Source organism: Streptomyces sp. NPDC087310, from assembly GCF_044744405.1.
Lineage (GTDB): Bacteria > Actinomycetota > Actinomycetes > Streptomycetales > Streptomycetaceae > Streptomyces.
In genome coordinates this window covers 467,428-492,640 of record NZ_JBIUYF010000009.1, presented here as the reverse complement: position 1 = coordinate 492,640, position 25,213 = coordinate 467,428, and the positions used below count along the sequence as shown (strand labels likewise).

Annotated in this window: 23 protein-coding genes; 4 read left to right on the top strand and 19 right to left on the bottom strand. The window is 72.4% G+C overall.

Annotated elements, in window-relative coordinates; all coding sequences use genetic code 11:
• Nucleotides 1-17 precede the first annotated feature (17 nt).
• The gene (locus ACIO3P_RS32930) at nucleotides 18-506 is read right to left on the bottom strand and encodes a DUF2000 domain-containing protein (RefSeq protein WP_401850146.1); all 489 of its coding nucleotides are present in this window, start codon (nucleotides 504-506) and stop codon (nucleotides 18-20) included.
• A 224-nt stretch (nucleotides 507-730) separates the two neighbouring features.
• Here ACIO3P_RS32930 and ACIO3P_RS32925 point away from each other — a divergent pair, with 224 nt between their 5' ends.
• Entirely contained in the window at nucleotides 731-1,225 is a 495-nt protein-coding gene (locus ACIO3P_RS32925) for an Lrp/AsnC family transcriptional regulator (protein ID WP_329823830.1), read from the top strand.
• A 36-nt stretch (nucleotides 1,226-1,261) separates the two neighbouring features.
• Here the strand turns inward: ACIO3P_RS32925 and ACIO3P_RS32920 are convergent, their stop codons facing one another.
• A complete protein-coding gene (locus tag ACIO3P_RS32920; RefSeq protein ID WP_401850145.1) occupies nucleotides 1,262-2,275 on the bottom strand; it encodes a cupin domain-containing protein in 1,014 nt (337 codons plus the stop codon).
• A gap of 100 nt (nucleotides 2,276-2,375) precedes the next feature.
• On the opposite strand from ACIO3P_RS32920, the gene ACIO3P_RS32915 reads away from it, so the two are divergent.
• The gene (locus tag ACIO3P_RS32915; protein ID WP_329823828.1) at nucleotides 2,376-3,320 is read left to right on the top strand and encodes an MBL fold metallo-hydrolase; all 945 of its coding nucleotides are present in this window, start codon (nucleotides 2,376-2,378) and stop codon (nucleotides 3,318-3,320) included.
• A gap of 45 nt (nucleotides 3,321-3,365) precedes the next feature.
• Here ACIO3P_RS32915 and ACIO3P_RS32910 read toward each other — a convergent pair whose 3' ends face one another.
• The 7 genes from ACIO3P_RS32910 to ACIO3P_RS32880 all read right to left on the bottom strand — a co-directional run bounded on the left by ACIO3P_RS32910 (nucleotide 3,366) and on the right by ACIO3P_RS32880 (nucleotide 11,935).
• Nucleotides 3,366-4,028 (bottom strand): 4'-phosphopantetheinyl transferase superfamily protein, encoded by a 663-nt coding sequence (locus tag ACIO3P_RS32910; protein ID WP_329823827.1) that lies wholly within the window; start codon nucleotides 4,026-4,028, stop codon nucleotides 3,366-3,368.
• Complete coding sequence (locus ACIO3P_RS32905) at nucleotides 4,025-4,873, bottom strand: metallophosphoesterase family protein (RefSeq protein ID WP_401850143.1); 849 nt, start codon at nucleotides 4,871-4,873, stop codon at nucleotides 4,025-4,027. The genes ACIO3P_RS32910 and ACIO3P_RS32905 overlap by 4 nt, the downstream gene beginning before the upstream one ends.
• 203 nt (nucleotides 4,874-5,076) lie before the next feature.
• Nucleotides 5,077-5,997 (bottom strand): SDR family oxidoreductase, encoded by a 921-nt coding sequence (locus ACIO3P_RS32900; protein ID WP_329823825.1) that lies wholly within the window; start codon nucleotides 5,995-5,997, stop codon nucleotides 5,077-5,079.
• 267 nt (nucleotides 5,998-6,264) lie between these two features.
• Nucleotides 6,265-8,511, bottom strand: coding sequence for a 2-dehydropantoate 2-reductase (locus ACIO3P_RS32895; RefSeq protein WP_401850141.1), 2,247 nt, complete (start codon nucleotides 8,509-8,511; stop codon nucleotides 6,265-6,267).
• Entirely contained in the window at nucleotides 8,508-9,314 is an 807-nt protein-coding gene (locus ACIO3P_RS32890) for an SDR family NAD(P)-dependent oxidoreductase (protein WP_401850139.1), read from the bottom strand. The genes ACIO3P_RS32895 and ACIO3P_RS32890 overlap by 4 nt, the downstream gene beginning before the upstream one ends.
• Complete coding sequence (locus ACIO3P_RS32885) at nucleotides 9,314-10,618, bottom strand: MFS transporter (RefSeq protein ID WP_329823822.1); 1,305 nt, start codon at nucleotides 10,616-10,618, stop codon at nucleotides 9,314-9,316. The genes ACIO3P_RS32890 and ACIO3P_RS32885 overlap by 1 nt, the downstream gene beginning before the upstream one ends.
• A 387-nt stretch (nucleotides 10,619-11,005) precedes the next feature.
• On the bottom strand, nucleotides 11,006-11,935 hold the full coding sequence (locus tag ACIO3P_RS32880; protein ID WP_401850138.1) for a polysaccharide deacetylase: 930 nt from the start codon (nucleotides 11,933-11,935) through the stop codon (nucleotides 11,006-11,008).
• A gap of 139 nt (nucleotides 11,936-12,074) precedes the next feature.
• On the opposite strand from ACIO3P_RS32880, the gene ACIO3P_RS32875 reads away from it, so the two are divergent.
• On the top strand, nucleotides 12,075-13,160 hold the full coding sequence (locus ACIO3P_RS32875; RefSeq protein WP_329823820.1) for an Lrp/AsnC family transcriptional regulator: 1,086 nt from the start codon (nucleotides 12,075-12,077) through the stop codon (nucleotides 13,158-13,160).
• Between the two features lie 16 nt (nucleotides 13,161-13,176).
• Here ACIO3P_RS32875 and ACIO3P_RS32870 read toward each other — a convergent pair whose 3' ends face one another.
• The 9 genes from ACIO3P_RS32870 to ACIO3P_RS32830 all read right to left on the bottom strand — a co-directional run bounded on the left by ACIO3P_RS32870 (nucleotide 13,177) and on the right by ACIO3P_RS32830 (nucleotide 23,558).
• Complete coding sequence (locus ACIO3P_RS32870) at nucleotides 13,177-14,370, bottom strand: CoA transferase (RefSeq protein WP_329823819.1); 1,194 nt, start codon at nucleotides 14,368-14,370, stop codon at nucleotides 13,177-13,179.
• Nucleotides 14,345-15,541: an acetyl-CoA C-acetyltransferase gene (locus ACIO3P_RS32865; RefSeq protein WP_401850135.1), complete on the bottom strand. Its 1,197-nt coding sequence runs from the start codon at nucleotides 15,539-15,541 to the stop codon at nucleotides 14,345-14,347. The genes ACIO3P_RS32870 and ACIO3P_RS32865 overlap by 26 nt, the downstream gene beginning before the upstream one ends.
• Nucleotides 15,538-16,446 (bottom strand): enoyl-CoA hydratase/isomerase family protein, encoded by a 909-nt coding sequence (locus tag ACIO3P_RS32860; protein WP_401850134.1) that lies wholly within the window; start codon nucleotides 16,444-16,446, stop codon nucleotides 15,538-15,540. Before ACIO3P_RS32860 ends, ACIO3P_RS32865 begins: the two co-directional genes overlap by 4 nt.
• On the bottom strand, nucleotides 16,443-17,378 hold the full coding sequence (locus tag ACIO3P_RS32855) for an HpcH/HpaI aldolase/citrate lyase family protein (RefSeq protein WP_401850132.1): 936 nt from the start codon (nucleotides 17,376-17,378) through the stop codon (nucleotides 16,443-16,445). Before ACIO3P_RS32855 ends, ACIO3P_RS32860 begins: the two co-directional genes overlap by 4 nt.
• Nucleotides 17,375-18,223: a MaoC family dehydratase N-terminal domain-containing protein gene (locus ACIO3P_RS32850; protein WP_401850131.1), complete on the bottom strand. Its 849-nt coding sequence runs from the start codon at nucleotides 18,221-18,223 to the stop codon at nucleotides 17,375-17,377. Before ACIO3P_RS32850 ends, ACIO3P_RS32855 begins: the two co-directional genes overlap by 4 nt.
• Nucleotides 18,220-19,596 carry an MFS transporter gene (locus tag ACIO3P_RS32845; RefSeq protein WP_401850129.1) on the bottom strand — a complete coding sequence of 459 codons (1,377 nt, stop codon included), beginning with the start codon at nucleotides 19,594-19,596 and terminating at the stop codon, nucleotides 18,220-18,222. The genes ACIO3P_RS32850 and ACIO3P_RS32845 overlap by 4 nt, the downstream gene beginning before the upstream one ends.
• Before the next feature lie 163 nt (nucleotides 19,597-19,759).
• Nucleotides 19,760-20,509: a 3-oxoacyl-ACP reductase FabG gene (gene fabG, locus ACIO3P_RS32840; RefSeq protein ID WP_401850128.1), complete on the bottom strand. Its 750-nt coding sequence runs from the start codon at nucleotides 20,507-20,509 to the stop codon at nucleotides 19,760-19,762.
• 53 nt (nucleotides 20,510-20,562) lie between these two features.
• Nucleotides 20,563-21,435: a MaoC/PaaZ C-terminal domain-containing protein gene (locus tag ACIO3P_RS32835; protein WP_329823812.1), complete on the bottom strand. Its 873-nt coding sequence runs from the start codon at nucleotides 21,433-21,435 to the stop codon at nucleotides 20,563-20,565.
• Nucleotides 21,432-23,558, bottom strand: a complete 2,127-nt coding sequence (locus ACIO3P_RS32830) for an acetate--CoA ligase family protein (RefSeq protein WP_401850127.1) — start codon at nucleotides 23,556-23,558, stop codon at nucleotides 21,432-21,434. The genes ACIO3P_RS32835 and ACIO3P_RS32830 overlap by 4 nt, the downstream gene beginning before the upstream one ends.
• Nucleotides 23,559-23,677: 119 nt before the next feature.
• Here ACIO3P_RS32830 and ACIO3P_RS32825 point away from each other — a divergent pair, with 119 nt between their 5' ends.
• Complete coding sequence (locus tag ACIO3P_RS32825; RefSeq protein WP_329823810.1) at nucleotides 23,678-24,583, top strand: LysR family transcriptional regulator; 906 nt, start codon at nucleotides 23,678-23,680, stop codon at nucleotides 24,581-24,583.
• Nucleotides 24,584-24,684: 101 nt separating this feature from the next.
• On the opposite strand, the gene ACIO3P_RS32820 is transcribed toward ACIO3P_RS32825, so the two are convergent.
• On the bottom strand, nucleotides 24,685-25,185 hold the full coding sequence (locus tag ACIO3P_RS32820; protein ID WP_401850126.1) for a hypothetical protein: 501 nt from the start codon (nucleotides 25,183-25,185) through the stop codon (nucleotides 24,685-24,687).
• Between the last annotated feature and the right edge of the window lie 28 nt (nucleotides 25,186-25,213).

Genomic DNA, 25,213 nt, shown 5'->3' with positions numbered 1-25,213 from the left:
CTCAGGGCATCAGGGCTTCAGGGCATCAGGGGGAGCTTGCCGATGATCTTGTCGACCCGGTTGCGCGGGCCGACGATGCTGACCGCGCAGTACTCGATGTCCTCGGTCCCGGTCTCGCCCACGGCCGCGATGAAGTCGCTGTAGACGCGGGTGCTCTGGGCGGCCGCGGGCACATCGGCCACGAAGGTGTCGGTGCGGGACACCGCCTTGGCGCGGATGGCACGCAGCGTGGCGGAGTCGGCGACGAGCACCGAGCAGCCCGTCCAGGGCAGGCCCGGGTGCACCGCGCCTTCCGCGTCGGCGGCGTGGCTGCCCAGCAGGCCGGGGACCGAGGTCACGGTGGGGGCCGCGGCGCAGACGGCTGCGTTGGCGGCCCGGCCGGGCGGAAGACCGGAGTCGACGACCACGACCCACTTCAGCCGGGCCTGACGGGTGGACAGGGAGTAGTCCATCTCCTCGGGCGCGAAGCCGACCGCCGTCGTCCCGGGAGCGTTCACCACAGACATAGAATCCTCTTTGCTTGTTCGACCAGGTAGGCAAAGACTAGGCAGACGTGCGGAACCGCAACGCCGGTTCTGAACTTCGTTCGCCTGACGCGGGAGGATCGAGGGTTTCGGCGCACGTGATGCGCCGGTCGCGGGAAATGCCCGGCATCCGTACGGAGCCGGGGAAGGAGAACCCCAGGCAACGCGGCCGGTGGCCGCACGTCGTACGCCGTAGGGTCGATTTCATGGAACTTGATGCGCTGGACCTGGCCCTTCTGCGGGAGCTGCAGAACGACGCACGGCAGACCAACCGCGACCTCGCGGCCAAGACCGGGGTCTCCCCCTCCACATCGCTGGAGCGGGTACGGCTGCTGCGCGAGCGCGGTGTGATCACCGGCTACCACGCCGCCCTGGACCTCGACGCGGCCGGCCGGCCCGTCCAGGCGCTCATCTCGGTACGCATCCGGCCCCCGGCCCGCCCCGTCATCGAGGGGTTCCGGGAATGGGCGGCACGGCTGCCGGAGGTGATCGGCCTGTTCGTCACCTCCGGCACGCACGACTTCCTCCTGCACATCGCCGTCGCCGACGTCGACGGCGTGTACGGCTTCGTCATCGACCGCCTCACCGAACGCAGAGAGGTCGCCGACGTGCAGACCACCATGGCCTACGAGCACGTCCAGTCCCGGTACATCGAGCCGGCCGGCCCCGCTCGCCCCCGCTTCTCACGCGGAGCCCGCTGACGTGGTCCAGGAGGAGTGCGTGCCTCCGGAGCCGCACTACACCTGGTGAACCCCTGAGGAGGCGGCCTCGCCGCTCGAACGGCGGTCCGCGGCCTGCGCCCGGTAGCGGCCCGGCGTCGTACCGAACTCCCGCTGGAAGGCGTGGGAGAGGGCGTACGGACTGCCGTAGCCGACCCGGCCGGCGATGGCGGCCAGCGTGTCCGGGGTGTCGCGGAGCAGGGTGGCGGCGAGGATCACCCGCCACCAGGCGAGGTAGGACATCGGAGGGCGGCCGACCAGGGTGGTGAACCGGCGCGCCAGGGTGGGCCGGGAGACGCCCGCCGCCGCGGCCAGCAGGTCGTTGCTCCACCGCGCGGCCGGGGCGGAGTGCAGCGCCCGCAGGGCGGCGGCCGTCACCGGGTCACCCAGCGCACCGGGCCAGGCTCCGCCGGTGGCTTCGGCCATCCAGGCGCGGATCATGTAGACGAGGAGCAGGTCGAGCAGGTTCGGCAGCGCGACGCAGGAGCCGGGCCGCACCTCGTCCAGCTCCCCGGCGAGCAGGTCGATGGCGGCCCGGAGTTCGAGGTGGCCGCCCACTCGGCTGGGCAGGTGGACGACCTCGGGGAGTTCCGCCATGAGCGGGTGCATACGGCTGCAGTCGAGCGAGTACGTGCCGCAGAGCACCTCCGTCCCATCGCGATCGGGCCGGGCTCGCGACCCCGGCCCCGGGCTCGCCCTCGCCGCGATCGCAGCCGCCGTACCCGACCCAGCCGCCGTCCCCAGGAGCAGTTGATCGGCCGGTACCGCCTTCTCCCTCGCGGTCGCCGCGTCGACCGGGGAATCGGCGAGCACACGGCCCGTGCCGTGGGGCAGCAGCACCGCGTCACCCACGCCGAGGGACACCTGGGCACCGCTGTCGGTCAGCAGCCAGCAACTGCCCTTCAGGACGACGTGAAAGCCCGCGCCGTCGTACGGGTCCAGCCGCGCGCACCAGCTACCGCCCATCCGCACCCGCTGGGACGCGGGGTGCCCGAGGCGCACGGCGGAGATCGCGTCGCTCACCACATCCATCCACCCAGGATATCTCCCGTCTGAGCCATGAGACGGAGGCGTATTTCATTGAGCTGGATGCGCATTGAGGGGATCGTTCGCCGTTCCTAGGGTCGAGCACATGAAGAATGAGAACGAGCGGGTGCAGAGCATGGTGCTGGGGGATGTCGAGGTCATCCGGGTCGTGGAGTGGCACGAGCCGTTCCTGCCCACCTCCGAGTTCCTCCCGGACGTCGGTGCCGAGGTGTGGAAGGACAACGAGCGGTGGCTCGCACCGGACCACTGGAGGCCGGACAGCGACAGGACGGTGATCGCGCTGCAGTCCTGGGTGCTGCGCAGTGCCGGACGGACCGTCCTGATCGACACAGGAGCGGGCAACGGGCGCGAACGACCGGGCATGGCGCCGTACTTCCACCGGCGTCAGGGGGATTTCCTCGGCCTCCTGGCGAGCGCCGGGGTCCGCCCGGGGGATGTCGACGTCGTCGTCAACACCCACCTCCATGTCGATCACGTCGGCTGGAACACCGTTGAGGCGGACGGGCAGTGGGTGCCGACGTTCCCCCACGCCCGCTACCTCATTCCGGCCGCCGACGACTTCCACTACGGTCCGGACAACGCGTACGGGAACGGCGCGCAGGAGGTCGACCGGCTGATCTACGAGGACAGCATCGCGCCCGTCCACCAGGCCGGACAGGCCGTGCTGTGGGACGGCCTCCACCGCATCGACGAACACCTCACCCTGGAGTCCGCGCCCGGCCACACCCCCGGCTCCGCCGTACTGCGACTCGCGTCCGGCGGCGACCGGGCGGTCTTCGTCGGAGATCTGGTGCACAGCCCGGTGCAGATCCTCGACCCCTGCTGCAACAGCAACGCCTGTCTGGCCCCGGAGCAGGCGGTGGCCAGCCGCCGCCGGATCCTCGGACGGGCGGCCGACGAGCGCGAACTGCTCGTCCCCGCACACTTCGGTGGCGCGGGCGCCCTGGAAGTCCGGCGCGGGAGCGGCGGGTTCGCCCTCGGCCCCTGGGCGGCATTCGGCCCGAAGGGGAGGGCCTCCGCCTCCGGGTGAGCCCTCCGGTCCCGCGTTCGCCCCCGCGCTCTCGCCGGCAGCCGTTCAGGCGGGCAGATGGATGGCGGTGGCGATCAGTCCGTGTGCGGCGATCCAGCGGCCCGGGAATTCACCGATACGCCGTCCTCCGACGACAGGACCCGGTACCAGAAGCCGTGCGTGGAAGGTCCGTCGGACCGGATCGATGTCGATCTCCGCCTCGGAGAAGTCGAGTTCGCGTCCGGTGAGGGGATACCACGTCTTGAAGACGCTCTCCTTGGCGCTGAACACCAGCCGGTCCCAGCTCACTTCCGCGTGACGTGCCGTCAGGGCCGCGAGGTGTGAGCGCTCGGAGGGGAGGGTGATCGCCTCCAGCACACCCTCCGGCAGCGGAGCGTCGGGCTCCGCGTCGATGCCGAGCGAGGCCGTCTCCCCGGACCGGGCCACGACCGCGGCGCGGTAGCCGTCGCAGTGCGTCATGCTGCCCACAATGCCCTCGGGCCACTGCGGCGCCCCGCGCCGGTTGGGCAGCAGCGGGACGGGCGGCAGGCCCAGGGTGTGCAGCGCGCGCCGGGCCAGGAGGCGTACGGTCGTGAACTCCCGCTGCCGTTTGGGGACCGCCGAGGCGACCTGCGCCTTCTCCTCGGGGAACAGCTCTTCGCCCGGCTCCGGCGTGTCGTCGTAGGCAGCCTCGACGGCGACCCCGGCGGGCAGAATCCCCCCGATCACCGGGCGCCCTGCCCGGCCGGTACGGGCAGGATCTGACGCAGCGGAAGTCGCGGCGGCCTCTTGCGCCACTCGCGCGGATAGCCGATGGAGACCTCCTCGAAGCGCACGCCGTCGTGCCAGGTGACCCGGGGGATGTGCAGATGCCCGTAGACCACCGAGGCGGCACGGAAGCGCACATGCCAGTCCGCGGTCAGTTCGGTGCCGCACCACTGGGCGAACTCCGGGTAGTGCAGGACGCGCGTGGGGTCCCGTACCAGCGGGAAGTGGTTGACCAGGACGGTGCGCAGCGAGGGGTCGACGGCCGACAGCCGGCGTTCGGTCTCCTCGACCCGGGCCCGGCACCAGGCGTCCCTGCCCGGGTAGGGGTCCGGATGCAGGAAGTACTCGTCCGAGCAGACCACACCGGACTCGTGGGCCAGCCGCAGCGACTCCTCCATGGTGGTGGCGCCGGGCGCCCGGAACGAGTAGTCGTAGAGGACGAACAGCGGCGCCACCGCGACCGGGCCGCCCGCGCCGCGCCACACCGGGTAGGGGTCCTCGGGGGTGGCGATGCCCAACTCCCGGCACAGCTCGACCAGACGGAGATAGCGCTTCTTGCCGCGCAGGTCGCACGGGTCCTGCGGGTGGGTCCACAGCTCATGGTTGCCCGGAGCCCAGACGACCTTGGTGAACCGGTCGCTCAACAGCCGCAGCGCCCATTCCACATCGGCGTACTTCTCGGCGACATCGCCCGCGACGATCAGCCAGTCCTGGTCCGATTCCGGGCGCAGCTCCTCGACCAGGGAACGGTTCTCGTCGTACACGACGTGCAGATCGCTGACGGCCAGAAGTTTTCCGTCGGGCACCATTCAGTCCTTTTCCGTAGGGCTCGAACAGCGTTGTCCGCACCGGGGCGTGGGGCACTTGCGATCATCACACGGAAGAGCGCGGGGAGCCATGGGCACCGGCCGCGTGCGGGCGTGCGTACGCGCCCTGTTCACGGATCGGTTCCTCGTGCGCCCCGCGCCCCGGCCCTGCCGTACGCGATGTTCCCGGCGAGCGTGCGGTGTCAGACGGACGGGGTGGTGAAGTAATGGCCCTGTTCGAGGTCGTCGACGAGTCCGGGCCCCGTCGGCCGCCACCCCAGCAGTTGGCGGGTGTACGCGCTGGAGGTGGGGCTGTCCATGCCGAGGAGGCCGGCCAGCCAGGTGAAGTGGTCGGCCGCGTCGTCGGGGGAGACCGGCGCCACGGGCAGGCCGAGGTGCCGTCCGATCACCTCGGCGACGGTACGGATCGGTACGCCCTCGTCCGCGACCGCGTGCAGCGTGGAGCCGGCCGGAGCGTTCTCCAGCGCGAGCAGGAAGAGACGCGCCGCGTCGGAGCGGTGCACGGCGGGCCAGCGGTTGGTGCCGTCGCCGATGTATCCGGAGACGCCCTTCTCGCGGGCGACGGCGACGATGGCGGCGAGGAAGCCGTGGTCCCCGTCCCCGTGCACGGTCGGTGGGAGCCGTACGACCGACGAGCGGACGCCGCGCTCCGCGAGGGCGACCGTCGCGCGCGCGTTGTCCTGCCGCTTGGCCAGGCCGTCGGCCTCGCCGGGCGTCTGGCCGTCCTGTTCGGTCGCGAGCCGCCCCGGCGCCACTCCGAGCGTCCCGGAGGCGAGGAGGAACGGGCGGTCCGAGCCGGCGAGTACGTCACCGAACGCGTCGATGGCGCGCCGGTCCGCGTCGGCGGCCTCGTCGAAGCCCCCGCTGAACGCGATGTCGTGCTTGAAGGCGAGGTGGATCACGCCGTCGGACTCGTCGGCCGCGTCCCGCAGCGCGCCGAGGTCGTCGAGCGTGCCGCGGCGTACGTCCGCCCCGGCCTCGGTGAGGGCGGCGGCCGAGGCGTCCGAGCGGGCCAGCCCGATGACCTGGTGGCCGGCGCCGATGAGTTCGGGGACGACGGCTGAACCGATCCAGCCGGACGCGCCGGTGACGAACACACGCATGGGAGAACCTCCGGGTGAGTCGACCCTCCTCGCCGCGGGGCGCCAGGACGCCAGGGTGCCAGGGCGCGCGAGGTATGGCGAACGGGTCCATGTCAGTTGCTGTCATCGACCGTAACACGGGATGTCAGTCACTGCCATGGCATGGGGACGCGGCATCAGGTCCGACGCGAAAGAGCCCCCGCCTCTCCATGAGGCGGGGGCTCGTCCGTACCGTCGGCGCGCGTTCGCGGGGGCGGGCGATGGCGCCGCCCCCGCGAACCGGGGCCGTCAGACGGTGGTGAAGGCGGCGAGGACACCGGCCGCCAGGGCGGAGCGTTCGACCATGCCGCTGAGCGTCACATGCTCGCCGCGGGCGTGCGCGCCGCCGCCCACCGCGCCGAGTCCGTCGAGGACGGGGGTGCCCGCGGCGAGGATGAAGTTCCCGTCGCTGGCGCCGCCCACGGCCGTCTCGCGCAGATCGAGGCCGAGCGGCGCGGCGCAGGACCTGGCGAGGGCGAAGACCCGGCCGACGCCCTCGGTGCGCTCGAAGACGGGGCGGTTCCAGCCGCCTTCGACCTTCAGGCCGGTCCGGGCGTCGACCGGGGCGAGTCCGGCCAGCGCTGCGTCCAGGCGGGCGCGTTCGCCGGAGGTCGCGACCCGGATGTCCAGATGCGCGGTCGCCTCTCCCGCCGTCACGTTGCTGCGGGTGCCGCCGCGCAGCACGCCGACGTTGACGGTGGTCCCGGCCGCCGGGTCGGCGAGGGCCTCCAGCGCGAGCACCTGACGGGCGATCTCGACGACCGCGCTGGCGCCCGACGTCGGGTCGAGCCCGGCGTGGGCCTCCACGCCGGTCACGGTGAGGGAGAACAGCCCGACGCCCTTGCGGGTCGTCTTGACCGCCCCGTCCGCGCTCGCCTCGAAGACCAGCGCCGCCCGGGACTTCCGCGCCTCGGCGACGATGACGCCGCTCGACGCCTCGCTGCCGGTCTCCTCGTCCCCGTTGAGCAGCAGGGTGCACTCGGGACGGGGCAGGCCGAGCGCCGTGAGCGCGCGCAGCGCCCAGACGGCCTGGACGAGTCCGGCCTTCATGTCGAACACGCCGGGCCCGGAGATACGGTCCCCCTCCCGGCGGTAGGGCCAGTCCGCCAGGGTTCCGGTGGACCAGACGGTGTCGTAGTGGCCGACGAGCAGCAGCGGGGCGCCGGTGGAAGGACCCGTACCGGCGTAGCGGCGGATCATGATGTCGCCCGCGTCCTCGCGCGGGATCAGCTCCTCGCTCGCCGGTGCGCCGAGGGAGGCGTCGAGCCAGCCGCGCAGCCAGTCGAGGCAGGCCGCGAGGGAGACGGTGTCGTCGCTGGAGCTCTCCTGGGAGGTGTACGCGGCGAGGTCGGCGTCCATCGCGTCACGGTGCTCGTCCAGCCAGCGGTGCACGGCGACGGCCTGCGCGTCGGTGAGCACGGGCCCGGCGGGCAGGCCGTGAAGCCCGCCGCCGTCCGGGTCCGCCGGGCCGGCGCCGGACCCGGCGAGGCGGTCGAGGGCGTCCAGCCGGGACTCGGACATGGTGGACGGGTCCTGCTCCAGCTCCCGCAGACCCTCCAGGACGGCCCGGAGCACCGGGGCGTCCAGGCCGGCGCGCCGCGCCTGCTCGAACACCGTCGCGTAGTGCGTGGTCACCTCCACCGGACGGCGGCGCACGGCCAGGTCGCGCCAGATGCCGCTGCGGTCCTTGGGCTGGGTACGCAGCCACGCGGTCAGCCGGTCGCAGGCGGCGTCGCGCAGGGCGGGGTCGTTGCCGGGCCGGAAGGCAGGCGCCTCGAAGGCGTCGAAGGACTCCAGGCGTATCCCGGCCGCGTCGGCCGCCGCGTACACCTCGGCGGTCAGCGCGTACATCGTGGCGCGGTGACGGTCCGTGAGGTCCGCCATCGGGGCGTCGGCCAGCGCGGTGGCCGAGAGCATCGCGCCGAACGCGGCCTTCGCCCACAGATAGCCCTCGACGTTGTCGCTCGCCAGGGCGGGACCCCACGCCTGGAGGTCGGCGACCAGGGCGCGCACCCGCGCGGAGACCGGCGCGCCGCCCACCTCGCCGATGACGAAGGCGCCGGGGCCGCCGTCACGTACCACGCCCGGTTCGACGAGGTCGGCGAAGATGTTGACGAAGGCGGCGACGGTACGGCCGGCGCCGACGTGCTCGGCGATGAGCGCCTCGTTGAAGCCGTTCTGTACGGAGACGACATAGCCGTCCGGGGCGAGGCGCGGCGCGATCCACTCCATGGCCGCGTCGGTGGCCTGCGCCTTGACGCTGAGCAGGACACGTCCGAGGGACGGGCCCTGGTACGTGTCGGGGGTGGCGGCGTCGAGGCGGACGCTCTCGCGTTCCTCGCCGCGCAGGATGGTCAGCCCGTCCGCCTGGATCGCGGCCACGTGGGCGGCGTCGGTGTCGATGACGGTGACCTGGTGTCCGGCCGCCGCGAGACGGTGGGCGAGGGTGCCGCCGATGGCGCCCGCTCCGACCACGGTGTAGGCATCGCCGGTCATGAGGTGTGTCCCTTCGGGGTGTTCGCGTGGGCGTCCTGTGCGGGGGAGCCGTCGGCCGGGGGCCACAGCCGGGGCAGGTGGGTCGCGCCGGTGCCGCTGCCGCCGTCCACCCGCAGGATCTCGCCGGTCACCCAGGAGGCGTCGGGACCGGCGATCCACACGACGGCGCGGGCGATGTCCGCCGGGGTCCCGGGCCGTCCCAGCGGGTTGACGGAGACGGCCGCCGCGTATTCGTCGGCCACGGGGTTGCAGGTGCTGTCGACGCCGATGAAGCCGGGGCTGACGGCGTTGACGCGGATGCCGTGCGGGCCCAGTTCGAGGGCCGCCGCGCGGGTCGCCATCTCCAGCGCCGCCTTGGAGCTGGCGTACGGGCCCCCGCCGGGCCGGGCGCGGAGCGCCGCGCCGGAGGAGATGTTGACCACCGAAGCGGTCCGGCCCGAGGCGATGGCGCGCCGGGCCAGTTCGGCCGTCGCGAGCACCGGGGCGCGGGTGTTGAGCGCGAAGACGCGGTCCCAGCCCTCGGCGGTGACCTCGGTCATGTCGAGCGACGGGTAGATGCCGGCCGCGTTGACCAGCACGTCCACCGGACCGTGGGTCTGCCAGCCGTCGCCGACGGCGGTGGCCGGTCCTTCGGCCGAGCACAGGTCGCGGACCTGGCAGGCCGCGCCCAGGGCGCTCGCGGTGTCCGCGAGCCGGGTGGCGTCGATGTCGACGAGCGTCAGTCGGTGGCCGGCGGCGGCGAAGTGCTCGGCCACGGCCCGTCCGATGCCGCTCGCGGCGCCGGTGACCAGTACGTGCGCCATCAGGCGAACTCCTTGTCCTTCGTCTCGGGCATGGTCAGGTAGATGATGAGGGAGATCAGGGCGGCGCCGGAGACGTACATCCAGAGCTTGTCGGCGTGGCCGGAGTCGCTCATCCAGGTCGTGACGTACGGGGCGGTTCCGCCGAAGACGGCGACGGCCAGCGCGTACGGGAGGGCGATGCCGGTGGCGCGCACCTCCGGCGGGAACTGCTCGGCCATGATCACCGCGCAGTTCGCGGAGTAGCCGAGGATCAGCAGCATGCCGGTGAGCTGGACCAGGAACAGGACGAGGAAGCTGTCGTTCAGGAGGTGCAGCATCGGCCAGGAGAGAAGGACGAAGCCTCCGGCGAACGCCGCCAGGGTGGGTTTGCGCCCCAGTTTGTCGGAGAGCAGCCCGGCGAAGGGCAGCAGCACGATGAAGACGATCAGACACAGGGTCTGCGAGAGCAGCGCCCGCTCCAGCGGGATACCGGTGGTGAGATTGGCGTAGGTCGGCAGGTAGTTGACCCAGATGTAGTACGTCAGTGTGCCGGCGACGGTGATGCCGGCGACCCGCAGCGCGGCGGCCGGATGCTCGACGAACATGGCCTTCAGCGGGTTCTTCCGGTCCTGTCCGCCGGCCTTGGTCTCGTTGAAGGAGTCGGTGTCCTCGACGGTGACGCGCAGCCAGAACCCGACGAGACCGAGCAGCGCGCCGATCATGAAGGCGGCCCGCCAGCCCCAGGAGTGCAGGGCGTCCTCGCTGAGCAGCGAGGTGAAGGTGGTACCGAGCAGCGAGGCGATCAGGACACCGCCCGCGACCGACACCTGCTGCCAGGACCCGGCGAAGGCGCGCCGTCCCGGCGCGGCGGACTCCACCAGGAACGCCGAGGACGAGCCGAACTCACCGCCCGCGGAGAAGCCCTGGGCGAGCCGCGCCAGCAGCAGGATCACCGGGGCGGCGATGCCGATCGTGTCGTAGCCGGGGGTGATCGCGATGACGAAACCGGCGCCCGCCATCAGACCGATGGTGAGGGCGAGCCCCTTCTTGCGGCCGTGCCGGTCGGCGTACGCGCCGAGGACGGCGGCCCCCACCGGCCGCATCACGAAGCCGACGGCGAAGACGGCGAGGGTGGAGAGGAGTGCGACAGCTCCGTCGGCCTTCGGGAAGAAGACATCCGCGATGATCTTCACGAAGATGCCGTAGAGGGCCCAGTCGACGAATTCGACGGTGTTGCCCACGGATCCGGCCACGATGGCCTTGCGCTGCTTGGGCGTCAGCTTGGTGGACGGGGCGGTGCCGGATGCGGCGGTGTCGGTTGTCACGAGGGGGTTCCTCGCCTTCCTTGGAGCGTCACAGGGGGACGGATCGGGATGCGGGAGTGCGGGTCCTGATTCCTGTGGGGGGTGCGGTGCCGTCGGGCCGGGACAGGGCGGGACGGACCTGGTGGAACGGGCGCGCCGGAGACAGGCGCGCGGTGTGTGCGCCCGCGCCGCCGGGGGAGCGGGGGCCGCGAGGGCGTCCCGGGGTTCGGGGACGCCGGGGTGCGACCGGCTGGTGACGGGGACGGGGCGTGCCGGTGGGCACAGGGCGCCGTCGTCGTCGAGGATCAGGGGATCAGGGGATCAAGGGATCGGGGGATCGGAGGAGTAACCCGTACGGGCCGGTCCTCCCCGAGCGCCGGGGTACGGCGTGGTGCGCGGGTGTGCGGGTCAGCGGGCCGGGTGCCGCGTGAGGCAGTACTCGGCGATCTCCCGGTGGGTGGCGAACCACACCCCGTCGTGCTCGCCGATGTGCGCGAGCAACTCGTCCAGTACGACGAGACGCGAGCGGTGGCCGATGATGTGCGGGTGCATGGTGAGCTGGAACAGGCCGCCGGCCGTGTACGCGGCGGCGAACTCGTCCTGCCAGATCCGGAGCACGTCGCGCGGCGCGATGTAGGGCCGCAGCGAGGCGAAGCGCTCCATCATGAAGTAGGGCGCGTCGTCGCGGATCCACTCCACGGGGATCTCCACCACGCCGGTCGCCTCGCCGTCCTCGACCAGCTCGTAGGGCTCGTCGTCGGCCATCAGCGAGGAGTCGTAGAGCAGGCCCATCTCACGGGTGATCGCCAGGGTGTGCGGTGAGAAGTCCCAGCTCGGCGTGCGGATGCCGACGGGACGTACGCCGCCGATCCGCTCCAGGGTGTCGGCGGCCCTGAACTGGAGTTCACGCTCGGTCTCCGGAGGGAGCGACGTGTTGCGCTCGTGGATCCAGCCGTGGACGGCCAGCTCGTGGCCGGCGGCCGTGTATGCCTTCGCCTCCTGCGGACGCAGCAGCGCGCAGACGGCTGGCATGAAGAAGCTCGCGGGTACGCGGTGGCGCTCCAGCAGGGCGAGGATCTTCGGCACGGCCACGCGGGCGCCGTACTCGCCCTGGGCGAGCTTCGCCGGACGCGTCTCGCCGTCGCGCAGCGCCGGGGTCTCGTGGTCCGAGTCGAAGGACACGGCCACGGCGCAGCGGGCCCCGCCGGGCCAGACGTCCGGCGCGAGCGAGCGTCCGGCGCGTACGTGTCCGACATGACCGCGCCAGGTCCGCTCGTCCCATTCCCACGGCTGCTGTTCGCTCTGCGGCATCGGAATCCGGCCTTCCGTGAGAGACATGTGTGCTCCGGGGCGTGCCCGGAGAGGTACCACTCCGTCCGCCACTGCTCTTGCGTGGCCCGTCGGTGATGGTCCATCGTGGCCATCTCCTGTTCACCAACCCGGGAAATCGACGAGAATCGCCATGGACCGACCTCGCGTGAAGGATTCCGCCGCTTCGCTCCAGGCCGAGCTGGACGAGACGGACCTGGCCATCGCCCACGCCCTGCAGATCGCGCCACGCGCCTCCTGGACGGCGATCAGCGAGGTCCTCGGACTCAGCGCGGTGACGGTCGCCCGCCGCTGGGGGCGGATCTCGGACCGCGGTCTGGCCTGGGTGACGGCGACCGGCAGCCCCGGCCTGTGGCGCTCGCTGTGCAACGCGTTCATCGACGTGGACTGCGAGCCGTCGGCCCGGCACGCGGTGGCGCTCGCGCTGGCCAGGGACCCGCGGACGAAGTCCGTGATGGAGCTGGCCAGCGGCCGGGACATCCACGTCAACGCCGTCACCCGGGATCTGCCGGGCCTCTCCCGGTTCATCCTGGAGCGGGTGAGCCGCCTGCCCGGTGTGGTGCGGGTCAACACCCAGATCACCACGCGCATCCTCGTCGCAGGGAGCGACTGGCGGCTGGACGCGCTCCCCCGTGCGGAGCGGACGCTCCTCCAGGCCGTCGCGGACGAGACCGCGCCGCGTCAGGCCGTACCCGGCGCGCTGGACGGCCCGGAAAGGGAACTGCTGCTGGCCCTCGCCCCGGACGGCCGGCTGCCCGTCTCCGATCTGGCGGAGCGCACGGGCACCAGTCAGACGGCGGCCCGGCGCCGTCTCGCCCGGCTGGAGCGTACGGGCGCCGTCGCGTTCCGCTGCGAGATCGCCCAGCACATCACGGGGTGGCCGGTCACCTCCCTCATGTGGGCGCGGGTGGCGGTCCCGCGGCGGCGGCAGATCTGTGAACAGCTCAGCCGGATGCCGGACGTCCGGCTGCTGACCGCGACCAGCGGCGAGACGAACCTCCTCTTCTCCACCTGGCTGCACTCCGTGGACAGCGCCCACGACCTGGAGGACCGGATCGGGGCCCAGTGCCCGGGGCTGGAGATCGTCGACCACGGCATCGTGCTGCGGACGGTGAAGCGGCAGGGATGGATCCTGGACGAGCTGGGGCGCTGCCAGGAGAGCGCGCCCATCGATCCGTGGTACGACGGGGACATCGCGCTCCCGGAGACCGGCCGGCCCGCCGGTGCGGGCTGACCCGCCGCCGTTCCGTTCATTTCCTCGTGGCCTCTCCCCAGGAGCGGACGGTTCCGGTGTCCGCGCCGAGCCGGGGCGCCGGCGCCGCGGCGGGCGCCGGGTCGCCGGAGAACACCAGCGGCGACCCCGGGGCGAGGAGCTTGCCGATGCCCGGCTGCTCGATCCAGGAGAAGAGCGGGTTCTCCGCCGAGCAGCGCGGATCCTCCTCGTACAGTTGCCGGAAGGTCTGGTACGGCCCCCACAGCACCCCCGAACCCTGGAGCACGGCGCGTACCCCGGCCAGCGTCCGGGACGCGAACCACGGTTCGAGCACCGCGGCGATGGCGTGCCGGGCGGCGTACCGTCCGCCCTCCGTCGTCAGGTCCACGTCCATCAGCGGGCCGGTCATCTCCAGCTTCTCGGTGAGCCCGGTGGCCCGGCCCAGGGAGCGGAACTGGCGGGTGGTGAGGGCCACCACCATGACCCGGCGGCCGTCGGCGGTACCGAAGTCCCGCCCGAAGGCGCCGTAGAGGCTGTTGCCGATCGGCTCCCGGGAAGCGCCGTTGACCTGGACGTCCGCGAGGTAGCCGAGGTTCCCCACCGTGGCGAGCATGACGTCGGAGAGGGCCAGCGACACCTCCTGGCCCTCTCCGGTCGCCCGTCGGCGGCGCTCGGCGGCCAGCAGCCCGACCGTCAGGTAGAGCCCGGCGGCCACGTCCCAGGCCGGCAGGACATGGTTGACCGGCGCCGGTCCTTCACCGGTGGCGTGCGGGAAGCCGCTCGCGCAGTTGACGGAGTAGTCGACCGCCGGGGAGCCGTCGTGGTCCCCGAGCAGGCGCATCATGATCAGGTCCGGCCGCCGTGCGGAAAGCCGTGCGTAGTCGAGCCAGCCGCGCCCCGGCAGATTGGTGACCAGGATGCCGGCGCCCGGGCCGTCCGCGCAGATGATGTCGGCCGCCGCCCGCTGCCCCTCGGGGGTGTCCAGCGGCAGGGTGACCGACCGTTTGCCCTTGTTGAGGCTGGCCCAGTAGAGACTCGTCCCGTCCTGGGTCTCCGGCCAGCGGTGGTAGTCGATGTTTCCGCCGACCGGGTCGATACGGATCACCTCGGCGCCCAACTGGGCCAGGGTCATGGACGCCAGCGGGGCCGCGACGAAGGCCGAGACCTCCACGACGCGCAGCCCCGCCAGGGGACCGCGCCGTTCCTCACGGGCGTTCGAAGACGGCTGCAATGCCCTGACCTCCCCCGACGCACATGGTCTCCAGTCCGAACCGGGCTTCCCTGCGCTCCAGTTCATGGAGCAGCGTGGTCATGATGCGTACGCCCGTCGCACCGACGGGGTGGCCCAGCGAGATACCCGAACCGTTGACATTGACCCGCTCCGCGTCATCGATGCCCCACTCCTTGAGCACCGCGAGCACCTGGCAGGCGAACGCCTCGTTGACCTCGATCAGGTCCATGTCCGCCAGGCTCAGGCCGAGCCGCTTCAGGAGCCGGCCGGTGGCGGGCACCGGGCCGATGCCCATCCGGGAGGGCTCGCACCCCGCCGCCGCCCAGCCCGTGAGGTACGCGATCGGGGTCAGCCCCAGCCGCTCCAGTTGGTCCTCGGCGACGACCAGACAGGCCGCCGCGGCGTCGTTCTGCTGACAGGCGTTCCCGGCGGTGACGGTCCCACCGGATTCCACCGTACGCAGCCCCGCCAGCTTCTCCGGCGTGGTGTCGGGACGCAGGCCCTCGTCGCGGTCGACGACCACGGGACCGCCCTTGCGCCGTGGCACCGTCACCGGAACGACCTCGTCGGCGAACGCGCCGGAGTCCCAGGCCGCCGCGGCCCGCCGCTGGCTGCGCACGGCGTAGGCGTCGGCCTCCTCGCGGCTGATCCCGTAGTCACGGGCCAGGTTCTCGGCGGTCTCGATCATCCCGGATATCTCCCCGAAGCGCTCCACGGGCTGGGCCCGTTCGCGGCCCCGGTCGAGCCGGTCGTGGAGGACGGTGGAGCCGAAGCGTCCGCCCCAGCGCATGTCGGTCGTGTAGTACTCGACGTTGCTCATGCTCTCGACGCCGCCCGCCATGACGACCTCGGCCGCCCCCGACTGCACCATCATGGCGGCCGTCGCGATCGCCTGGAGCCCGCCGCCGCAGCGCCGGTCGAGCTGCATCCCGGCGACCTCGACCGGGAATCCGGCTTCCAGCGCGATCCAGCGTCCTACACACGGCGTCTCGCTGCTGGCGTAGGACTGCGCGAAGACCACATCCTCGATCAGGGCGGGGTCGAGACCGGCCCGCTCGACCGCCGCCGTGGCGACGGCGGCGCCGAGTTTCTCGACGGGAACGTGGCGCAGGCTGCCGCCGAAGGCACCGATGGGGGTACGGACAGGGGCGACGATCGCCGCGCGGGTCATGCGTGTGTCTCCTTGCGTACGCTGCCGACGGACGCGGCGGATTCGACCGGCTCGACGGGCGCGACCGGCTCGGCGGATTCGACCGGCTCGACCGGCTCGACCGGCTCGGCGGTGGCGACGGGCCGGGCCCGGAAGTCGGGGGCGCGCTTGGCGAGGAACGCCCGGACCCCCTCGGCGCTCTCGGCGGAGGTGAACGCCTCGTCGCTCGCGGCCAGCGAACGCTCGATCAGCTCCTTCTCGGTGAGGTCGTGGGCCGCGTCGATCACCGATTTGCACAGGGCCGTCGCACGGGGCGGACGCCGTAGCAGAACGTCCGCCAGCTCCCTGGCGACCTCGACCGCCCGGCCGCGCGGCGCGACCCGGTTGACCAGGCCCCAGGCCAGCGCGGTCGCCGCGTCCACCGGCTCGCCCAGCAGTTGCATCTCCTTGGCACGCCCGGTCCCGATACGGCGGGCGACACGGAACGTGCCCCCGCTGCCGGGAAAGACCCCGAGCGTGATCTCCGGCGAGCCGATGCCGATCTGCTCCTCGGCGACGATCAGATCGCAGCAGACGGCGATCTCCAGACCTCCGCCGAGCGTGTGCCCGTTCAGCGCGGCGATCACCGGCCGGGGGAAGGCCGCCAGCCGCGCGAACAGCTCGTGCTGCGGGCGGAGCTTCTTCGCCACCGCCTCGCCCGGCGCCCGCATCGGCGCGAACTCGACGATGTCGGACCCCGCGCAGAACGCCCGGTCCCCGGCGCCGGTCAGGATCACGACGCCGACGGACGGGTCGTTCTCCACGGCGTCCAGCGCCTCGGTCAGGCCGCGGGTCATCGCGGCGTTCCACACGTGCAGGGGCGGGTTGTCGAGGACAACGGTCGCCACCCCGTCCGTGACATCCAGGCGGACCTGTGCGCCGCTCATCTGTCACCTCCATGGTCGGTGGTTCCTGTTCCGGTTCCTGTTCCGCTGTGTTGCTCAGCGGCGTCGGCCGCGGAGAGAAGGGCGCGGGCGCGGCGCAGGACGGGCGCGTCGACCATCTGTCCGTCGACGCGCAGGGCGCCCGGGGTGTGCCCGCCGGCGTGGGCGGCGTCCCAGGCCGTGGTCACCCTGCGGGCCCAGGCGGTCCCGGCCTCGTCCGGGGCCCGGGCCGCGTGGACGGCGGCCACCTGCTTCGGGTGCACGCACAGGGCTCCGGTGACGCCCAGCTCCCGGGCCTGCCGCGCGGCGTCCGCCAGCGCGTCGGGCCGGTCCAGAAGAGCCAGGGAGAGCGGCAGCGCGAAGGAGGCGATCCCGGCGGCCGAGGCGGCCAGCGCGATCCAGCGGCACGGCTCGGTCAGCACCGCCGGCGTGGGCGCCACACCCAGCGCCAGCGAGAAGTCCTCGCTGCCGAACGCCAGGGCGCACACCCGGGGCGCCCGTGCCAGGTCGGTCAGCGCGAACAGCGCGGCCGGCGACTCGATCAGCGCGATCAGCCCGACCGAGCCGTCGGGCAGCCCGCGCTCCTCCTCCAGTACGCGGAGGAACGCGGCCATCCCGGCGAGCTGTTCCGGGCGCTCGGCCTTGGGCAGCATCACCGCCCGCAGGCCGGGACGGAGCGCGGCCCGCAGGTCCTTCTCCCAGTCCTCGCGGGCCGAGTTGGTCCGTACCACCAGGTACTGGCCTTCCGAGGCCAGCCGGTCGACATGGCCGGACAGTTCGCGGCGCGCCGCTTCCTTCCCGGACGCCGGGACGGAGTCCTCCAGATCGAGGATCAGCCCGTCCGCGCCCCGACGGTGCGCGCCCGCCAGCAGACGTTCGTCGCCGGCGGGGACGAACAGCAGCGACCGCCGAGCGGTGAGGTCCGTACCGGTCATACGGCGTCCACCTCCGCGCTCATCACGGTCCGGCCCCGGTCGTCGGCGGCGTACAGGACCGCACCGGACCCGGTCGGTGTGGCGTGCAGGGTGAGCTCCCGGCCGTCGAAGGCGGGCCGTACCCCGCGGAAGCGGAAGCCGGTGACCCGCGCGCCGGGCCGCTGCCGTACGTAGAGGTCCAGCAGCAGCGTCGCGGTCAGCGGCCCGTGCACGACCAGTCCGGGGTAGCCCTCCTCCTGCCGCGCGTAGGGGCGGTCGTAGTGGATGCGGTGCGCGTTGAACGTCAGCGCCGAGTAGCGGAACAGCAGCACCGGGTCCGGTACGAGGGAGCGCTGCCAGATTCCGGGTGCGGGCGCCTCCTCCGGTGGCCGCTCCCGCGCCGCGACGGATCCCGCGGGTCCGGCGGCGGCGCGGTAGACGATGTCCTGCCGCTCGGTGAGGACCAGGGCGCCCTCCTGCCGCAGTTCGTGGTCGACGGTGACGAAGACCAGGGGGCCGCTGCGTCCCTCGGACTCCCGTACGTCCGCGACGACCGACGTACGGCGGACGGGTACGCCGGTACGCAGCGCCCGCGGGAAGCGGAGATCGCCGCCGGCCCACATGCGGCGGGGCAGCCGGACGGGGGGCAGGAAGCCGCCGCGCCGGGGGTGTCCGTCGGGTCCCAGTTCGCTGTGCGGAGCACGGGGCAGGAAGCAGAGCCAGTGCGCGAGGAGCGGTGCGGCTCCCGTACCGGCCGGGGCATGGTCCAGGGTCGCCGCCAGCCGGGACGCGGTGTCCGCGCTCAGTGTGTCCTCGGCCTCCTCGCGCCGCCCCTTCCAGGCCGCGTAGGTGTCCGTTGCCGTCATGCGGTGGTCTCCTTCAGACGGATGCGTTCGATACGGCCGACGACCAGCAGGAAGGACAGCGCCGCGCCCAGCCCGGAGGCGCCGACGAAGATCAGCGCGCCGTCGAAGGACCCGGTGATGTCGACGACGTAGCCGATGACGATGGGCGTGGTGATGCCGGCCAGGTTGGCGAAGGTGTTGAACAGGCCGCCGGAGAGCCCCGCGGCCTCCTTCGGGGAGGTGTCCGAGACGACGGTCCAGCCGAGACTGCCCAGCCCCTTGCCGAAGAACGCCACCGCCATCAGGACGATGACCACGGTCTGTGTCGAGGTCCAGGCGCAGGCGATGATGCAGGTGGACAGCAGGAGCCCGGTGACGATGGGGATCTTGCGGGCCGCGGTCACCGACATGCCCCGGCGTAGCAGGGCGTCGGAGAGCAGGCCGCCCAGGATGCCTCCGACGAAGCCGAAGAGGGCGGGGATGGACGCGGTGAACCCGGCTTCCAGCAGGGGCATGCCCAGTTCCTTGATCAGGTAGATCGGGAACCAGGTCAGGAAGAAGTAGACGATCGTGGTGATGAAGTACTGGCCCAGGTAGATGCCGATCATCATCCGGCTGCTGAGGAGCTGCCGTACGACGGACCAGGTGTCGACACCGTCCTTGGTGCCGACCGCGGCGGCCTCCTCGATGTCGACGAGCGCGCCGCCCTCGGTCAGGTGGTCCAACTCGGCCTGGTTGACGCGCGGGTGCTCACGCGGCTGACGGTAGGCGATCCACCACCAGACGCTGAGCACGACACCGACGCCGCCCATCACGAAGTACGCGGACGGCCAGCCCCAGCCGTGTGTGAGCCAGGCCATGAAAGGGGTGAAGACCACCGGCGCCGCGTACTGCGAGGAGTTGAAGATCGCGGAGGCGGTGCCGCGTTCGGCGGCCGGGAACCAGGTCGCCACCACACGTCCGTTGGCCGGGTAGGCGGGACCCTCGGCCAGGCCGACCGCGATCCGCAGGACGAACAGCGCGATCATCGCCGAGGCGAGTCCGAACAGCGGGACGAAGCCCTGGAGCAGGGTCGCCACCGACCACGCGAGAATGCTGCCCGCGTACACCCGGCGGGCGCCCCACCGGTCCACGATCCAGCCACCGGGCAACTGGGCCAGCATGTAGGCCCAGGAGAAGGCGGAGAACAGGTAGCCGAGGGTGACATCGCTGATGCCGATCTGGTCCTGGATCTCGGTGCCGGTGATGGACAGGATCGCCCGGTCGGCGTTGTTGAGCGTGGACACCAGGAACAGCAGCGCCACGATCAGGAAACGTGCTCTGCTGCGGCCGGGGGACGGTGACGAGCCGACGGGGCGTCGTGCCCCGGCGACGGCTTCCTGGGAAGCGGCCATGGGATATCTCCATTGACATCATCGGGCAGGTTGGGGGTCTTCGGCGCACCGCGGAATCCGCGCGGGCAGGTCGGCGCGGCCCGTGGGGGGTGCGGCGGCGAACGGGGAGTGACAGGGATGAGCGGTGTGGTGTGTACGGGGCCGGCGCCGCGGCGCCGGACGGTCAGCCGAACCGGCCGCCGGTCACGTGCAGGGTCTCGCCGGTGATGAAGGAGGCGCGCTCCGAGGCGAGGAACGCCACCGCGTCCGCGATGTCCGAGGGCTGCCCGGTACGGCGCAGCGGCTGGGCGGCCACGGCCTTCTCCCGGATCTTCTCGTAGTGGTCCAGCGCACGGACCGCCTCGGTCTCCATGAAGCCCGGCGCGACGGCGTTCACGGTGATGCCGTACCGCCCCTGCTCGGCGGCGAGCGCACGGGTGAAACCGAGAATGCCCGCCTTGGCGCTGGAGTAGTTGGCCTGGCCGGGGTTGCCCAGATAGCTGCGTGAGGAGATGTTGACCACCCGTCCCCAGCGCTGCTCGATCAGAAGCGGCATGACGGCCCGGGTGACCAGGAACGACCCTTTGAGGATCACCTCGATCACCGAGTCCCAGTCGGTGTCCGTCATCTTCGTGAGGAGGGTGTCGCGGGGGAAGCCGGCGTTGTTGACGAGGATGTCCACCCCGCCGAACGCTTTGACGGCCGTCGAGACCAGGGCCTCCACATCCGTGCCCGAGGTGATGTCGGCCCGGACCGCGATCGCCCGGTGGCCCAGGTCGGTGAGTTCCCCGGCGGTCGCTTCCGCGCCCTTCCCGTCGATGTCGGTGATGACGACGCGGGCGCCCTCCCGCGCCAGTCGGTGGGCCGTCGCCGCGCCCAGTCCCCGGGCCGAGCCGGTGATGACGGCGGTCTTGTCGCTGAGTTCCAGATCCATGGTGCGGCTCCTGCTGTGTGGGGTCGGATCAGGTCGTGTCGGGTCAGGGCGGATCAGACCGTGTCGGGCCGGATCAGGTCGGCGCGGCCGGCGTCCAGGACGACCGTGCCGCGTTCGACCGCGGTGGTGCGGAAGGACACGACGTCCCCGTCGGTCCAGGACTCGGTCCGCAGCGTCTCCCCGGGGAGTACGGGGGCGGTGAAGCGGACCCGTAGCCGGTGCAGCCGGGACTCGTCCCAGTCCAGGGCGCCGGACAGCAGGGCGTGCACGGCCACGCCGAAGGTGCACAGCCCGTGCAGGATGGGCCGGTCGAACCCCGCCGCACGGGCGGTCGCGGGGTCCGCGTGCACGGGGTTGGTGTCGCCGTTGAGCCGGTAGAGCAGCGCCGCCTGCGGCAGGGTGGGCAGGTCGCGGACGGCGTCCGGGGGCCGCGCGGGCATCCGGTGGGGCGGCGCGGCGGCGTCCGTCGTGCTGCCGCAGCCGCCGTCGCCGCGCAACAGGCTGACCTGGCCCACCTCCGCCAGGAGCCGTCCGCTGCCGGCCTCCACGATCCGCCGTTCCTGGTGGAGCAGCGCGCCCTTCTCCACGCCCTTGTCCACGACACCGGTGACCCGGGTGTGGCCCACCACCTCGCCCTCCGGCGCGAGGGGCGCGTGCAGGGTCATCGACTGCTCGACGTGCAGCAGCCGCCGCCAGTCGATGCCGGTGTCGGACTCGCGGGCCCAGAAACCGGGGTAGCCGAGCACGTTCGGCATGGTGGGGAAGACCCGCGCGTCCTCCTCCCGTACGTACGCGAGCTGGCGGGCGTCGAGCGGGTCGGTGCCGACACCCAGGCTCAGCGCGTAGAGGGCGCAGTCCCGGGCGGTGTAGCGCCGGCGCACCGGTGCGAACTCCCGCCGCAGCAGTCTCTGCGGATCCATCGTCATGACGCCACTCCCCGCGGCACCACCAGGGCGTCCAGGGCCAGCACACCCTGCCCGGCCTCCCGGACGACCACCGGGTTCAGCTCCAGGGTCTCGATCCGGTCGGCGTGGGCGACCGCGAACGCGGAGACCGTCACCAGCAGGTCTGCGACCGCGTCGACATCGGCCTCGGGCAGGCCGCGGAAGCCGGTGAGCAGGGCGTGCCCCCGCGTCTCGGCGATCATCCGCAGCGCCTCGTCCCGGTCGACGGCGCCGACCCGGGTCGCGACGTCGCGGAACAGCTCCGCCCGCACCCCGCCGGTGCCGAACATCACGACCGGGCCGAAGACCGGGTCGCGCCGTACGCCCACGATCACCTCAGCGCCGGGCGGCGCCGTCCGTGAGACGAGCACCCCCTCCACCCGGGCGTCGGGCCGCGCCGCGGCGGCGCGGGCGGTCAGCGCGGTGAACGCGGCCGCCGCGGCCTCCGCGTCCGCGACACCGAGCACCACACCGCCGATCTCCGTCTTGTGCGGGATGTCCGGCGAGACGATCTTCATGACGACCGGGAACCCGGTCCCCGCCGCGGCCTCGGCGGCCTCCGCGGGCGAGGTCACCAGCCGGGAGTCGGGGAACGGCACGCCCACCGAGGCGAGCAGCCGCTGCGCGGTGGCCTCGGACAGCGGTCCGTCCGGCACCTCCCGGCGCGGTGCCGCCGCCCCGTCCGGCGCGGGCGGCGGACGCTCGAACCCCTCCCGCAGCCGGGCGAGCCCGTCGAGGGCCGCGACGGCCCGCTCGGAGTCGTCGTACACGAGGAAGCCCGCCTCCTCGTAGGACCGTACGACCTCGGGGCGTGCCTCCATGCACAGCACGGTCGGCCGGTCCATGAAGTCCGAAGTGCCCTTGCGGATGGCCTCCTTGATGGACTCGCCGTACGTGGGCGAGTCCGGCAGCATGGTGAACGAGCCGATCACACTGTCGTAGTCCCCCTGGGCGTACATGACGCGGTAGGTGTCGGTGATCAGGCTCATGTCGTTGAGCCAGCCCGCCGTGGTGTCACAGGGGTTGTCGTCGCTGCCCATCGGGTTGATCTCGCGCAGCCGGGCCCTGGCCTCCTCGGGCAGGCCCGCGACGTCCAGCCCGTACCGCTCGGCGGCGTCGCACAGTTGCACACCGAAGCCGCCGGAGACGGTGACGATGCCCACCCTGCGCCCGGCCGGCAGCACCCCCCTGCTGCACGCGTAGGCCAGGTCGACCTGCTCCTGGGTGGTGCGGGCGCGGTGCACACCGTACTGACGGAAGAACGCGTCGTAGACGCTGTCGCTGCCCACCAGGGAGGCGGTGTGGGACTGCGCCGCGGCGGCGCCCGCGTCGGAGGACCCCACCTTCATGAACACCACCGGCTTGCGCTGCTCGTGAGCCACCGCCAGCGCGGTGCGCAGCCGCCCGGCGTCCTGTACGCCCTCGGCATAGGCGAGGATCACCGACACGTCGTCCTGGAGGGCGAGCCAGTGGATGCATTCGGCGACATCGGTGCCTGCCTCGTTGCCGGTCGACACCCAGTAACCGATGTCGATGTTACGGCGACGGCAGAGATAGGCGAGATGACCGCCGTACGCTCCGCTCTGACTGACCACCGCGACATTGCCGCCGGTGGGGATCGCCTCGTCGAAGGCGCTGCTGAAGGTGCCGACGAAGCCACTGGCGGCGTGCAGCAGGCCCAGACAGTTGGGGCCGAACAGCCGGAGATTTCCCTGCCGGGCGATGTCCGCCAGCTCTTCCTGGAGCGCCTGGCCCTCCTCGCCCGTCTCGGCGAAGCCGGCCGCGTAGATCACCGCGGCGCCCACGCCTTTCGCCACACAGTCGGTGACCGCCTGCTTGAGCAGACGCGAGGGGAGGCCGATCAGCGCCATGTCCGGCACCTCGGGCACCGCGTCCAGCGTGGGGTACGCCGGCAGCCCCTGCACCGTCGACCGCTTGTGGTTGACGGGGTGGATGTTGCCCCGGTAACCGGCACGGCGCAGGTAGTGCAAGGCCCGGCCCGAGATCCTGCTCGGGTCGTCCGAAGCGCCGATCACGGCGACCGAACGCGGACGGAATGCCTGCTCGAAGCCTGTCGGAACAGGCGGAGACGGCACGGCTGACATGGGGCGGCTCCCTGGGTGCTGTCCGTGCGTGTGTGGTGCGAGTCACCCTGCCGACCCCGCCGTGCTCATACAATGCCCGCAGCCCATTCGCCAACTCTTGATACACGTGAGGTATCACCATGGAGCTGCGGCAGCTCAGGCACTTCCTGGCGGTGGCCGAAACCCTCAACTTCCGTACGGCGGCGGATCGTCTGCACATGACACAGCCCCCGCTCTCGGTGTCCATCCGGAAGCTGGAGGACGAGATCGGCGCCCGGCTCTTCGTCCGGTCCACCCACAACGTCGAACTGACCGCGGCCGGCGAGGCGGCCCTGGAACACGCCCGCGCCGCCGTCTTCCACGCGGCGGAGCTGGCGCGGGTCGCCGAGTCCACCGCCGCGGGCGCCACCGGGACCCTGCGCGTCGGCTTCGTCGGCTCCGCGAAGAACCGGCTGCTGCCACTGCTGCTGCGCGCCTTCCGCCGGACCTACCCCGGCGTCACACTGAAGTTCACCGAGGACACCAACACGGGCCTCATCGATTCCCTGGAACGCCACACACTGGACGTCTGCATCGTCCGCGTCCCTCTCGTCCGCCGCAGCGACCTGCAGTACGTCACGGTGGAGGCCGACCGCTTCGTCCTCGCCCTGCCGAAGGAACACCGCTTCACGAGCCAGAAGCGGATCACACTCCGGGATCTCGCGGACGAGCCGTTCATCGACTACACCCAGCACGCCATCCCCGGTCTGCACGCCCTGTCCACCATGCTGTTCCGGGAGGCCGGGGTGACGCCGAGGGTCACCCAGGAGGCGGTGCAGGTGGAGACCGTGCTCTTCCTGGTCGGCAGCGGGATGGGGGTGGCCCTCGTCCCCTCCAGCGCCGCCCGGAAGGGCCGCGACGGTGTGGAGTTCCGCGAACTCATCACCGAGGTCGCCCAGCCCCGGCTCGGCCTCGCTGTCGCCTGGAACCCCCGCTACGAGAGCCAGGCCGGACTACGGTTCCGCGCACTGGCCGAAGAGGTCGGCACCGAGGCCGCCCGGCCCTGAGGAGCGGCGGAGCGCGGAGCCGGCAGGGTGGAGACGCAGGCCCGGCGGATCCACAGGCCCGGCGGATCCACGGGGCCGGCGGATCCACGGGGCCAGGGGCGCTACAGGTCCAGGAGCGCCCAGACGCGGCGCCCGTCCTCGCCGGTGTCGGTCCCGCAGTCGGTCACACCGAGCGCCATCAGGTCCTGAAGGACGTGGTCCGAGGGGGCCGCCATGCCGGGGCAGTGGTTCAGGACCAGGACCAGGGCGTGCCGCTTCTCGTCGGCCAGGTGCAGGCTCACCCGCGTACCGCCGTCCGCCGCCGCGGTACGGACCAGGAGCGCGACGACCCCGGCGACGGCCTCCTCGTCCGGCCGGTGCCCCCAGGCCCTGAGCTGGTCGACCACCCGTCGGCCGGCGACGGCCGGCGTCCACTCCTGGCGCTCCAGCGGCCAGTTGACGCCGCGGCGGCCGGCCATCATCACCCGGCGCCGGTCCCGCGTCGCCACGCGCCCGTCCGCCTTCGGCCTGGGCGGATCGGGAAACGGCGGCGAGACGGGCTTCTTGGGCGGAGGCGGTGTCTTCGGCGGGTAGTCGCGGCCGCCGCCGGATCCAGCGTCCACAGGAACCTCCCCACGATGCCGGGGACCC

Coding starts and splice junctions, on each gene's coding strand:
- ACIO3P_RS32930 (WP_401850146.1), bottom strand. CDS start 506: ATGTCTGTGGTGAACGCTCCCGGGACGACGGCGGTCGGCTTCGCGCCC.
- ACIO3P_RS32925 (WP_329823830.1), top strand. CDS start 731: ATGGAACTTGATGCGCTGGACCTGGCCCTTCTGCGGGAGCTGCAGAAC.
- ACIO3P_RS32920 (WP_401850145.1), bottom strand. CDS start 2,275: ATGGATGTGGTGAGCGACGCGATCTCCGCCGTGCGCCTCGGGCACCCC.
- ACIO3P_RS32915 (WP_329823828.1), top strand. CDS start 2,376: ATGAAGAATGAGAACGAGCGGGTGCAGAGCATGGTGCTGGGGGATGTC.
- ACIO3P_RS32900 (WP_329823825.1), bottom strand. CDS start 5,997: ATGCGTGTGTTCGTCACCGGCGCGTCCGGCTGGATCGGTTCAGCCGTC.
- ACIO3P_RS32895 (WP_401850141.1), bottom strand. CDS start 8,511: ATGACCGGCGATGCCTACACCGTGGTCGGAGCGGGCGCCATCGGCGGC.
- ACIO3P_RS32890 (WP_401850139.1), bottom strand. CDS start 9,314: ATGGCGCACGTACTGGTCACCGGCGCCGCGAGCGGCATCGGACGGGCC.
- ACIO3P_RS32880 (WP_401850138.1), bottom strand. CDS start 11,935: ATGTCTCTCACGGAAGGCCGGATTCCGATGCCGCAGAGCGAACAGCAG.
- ACIO3P_RS32865 (WP_401850135.1), bottom strand. CDS start 15,541: ATGACCCGCGCGGCGATCGTCGCCCCTGTCCGTACCCCCATCGGTGCC.
- ACIO3P_RS32860 (WP_401850134.1), bottom strand. CDS start 16,446: ATGAGCGGCGCACAGGTCCGCCTGGATGTCACGGACGGGGTGGCGACC.
- ACIO3P_RS32855 (WP_401850132.1), bottom strand. CDS start 17,378: ATGACCGGTACGGACCTCACCGCTCGGCGGTCGCTGCTGTTCGTCCCC.
- ACIO3P_RS32850 (WP_401850131.1), bottom strand. CDS start 18,223: ATGACGGCAACGGACACCTACGCGGCCTGGAAGGGGCGGCGCGAGGAG.
- ACIO3P_RS32845 (WP_401850129.1), bottom strand. CDS start 19,596: ATGGCCGCTTCCCAGGAAGCCGTCGCCGGGGCACGACGCCCCGTCGGC.
- fabG (WP_401850128.1), bottom strand. CDS start 20,509: ATGGATCTGGAACTCAGCGACAAGACCGCCGTCATCACCGGCTCGGCC.
- ACIO3P_RS32835 (WP_329823812.1), bottom strand. CDS start 21,435: ATGACGATGGATCCGCAGAGACTGCTGCGGCGGGAGTTCGCACCGGTG.
- ACIO3P_RS32830 (WP_401850127.1), bottom strand. CDS start 23,558: ATGTCAGCCGTGCCGTCTCCGCCTGTTCCGACAGGCTTCGAGCAGGCA.
- ACIO3P_RS32825 (WP_329823810.1), top strand. CDS start 23,678: ATGGAGCTGCGGCAGCTCAGGCACTTCCTGGCGGTGGCCGAAACCCTC.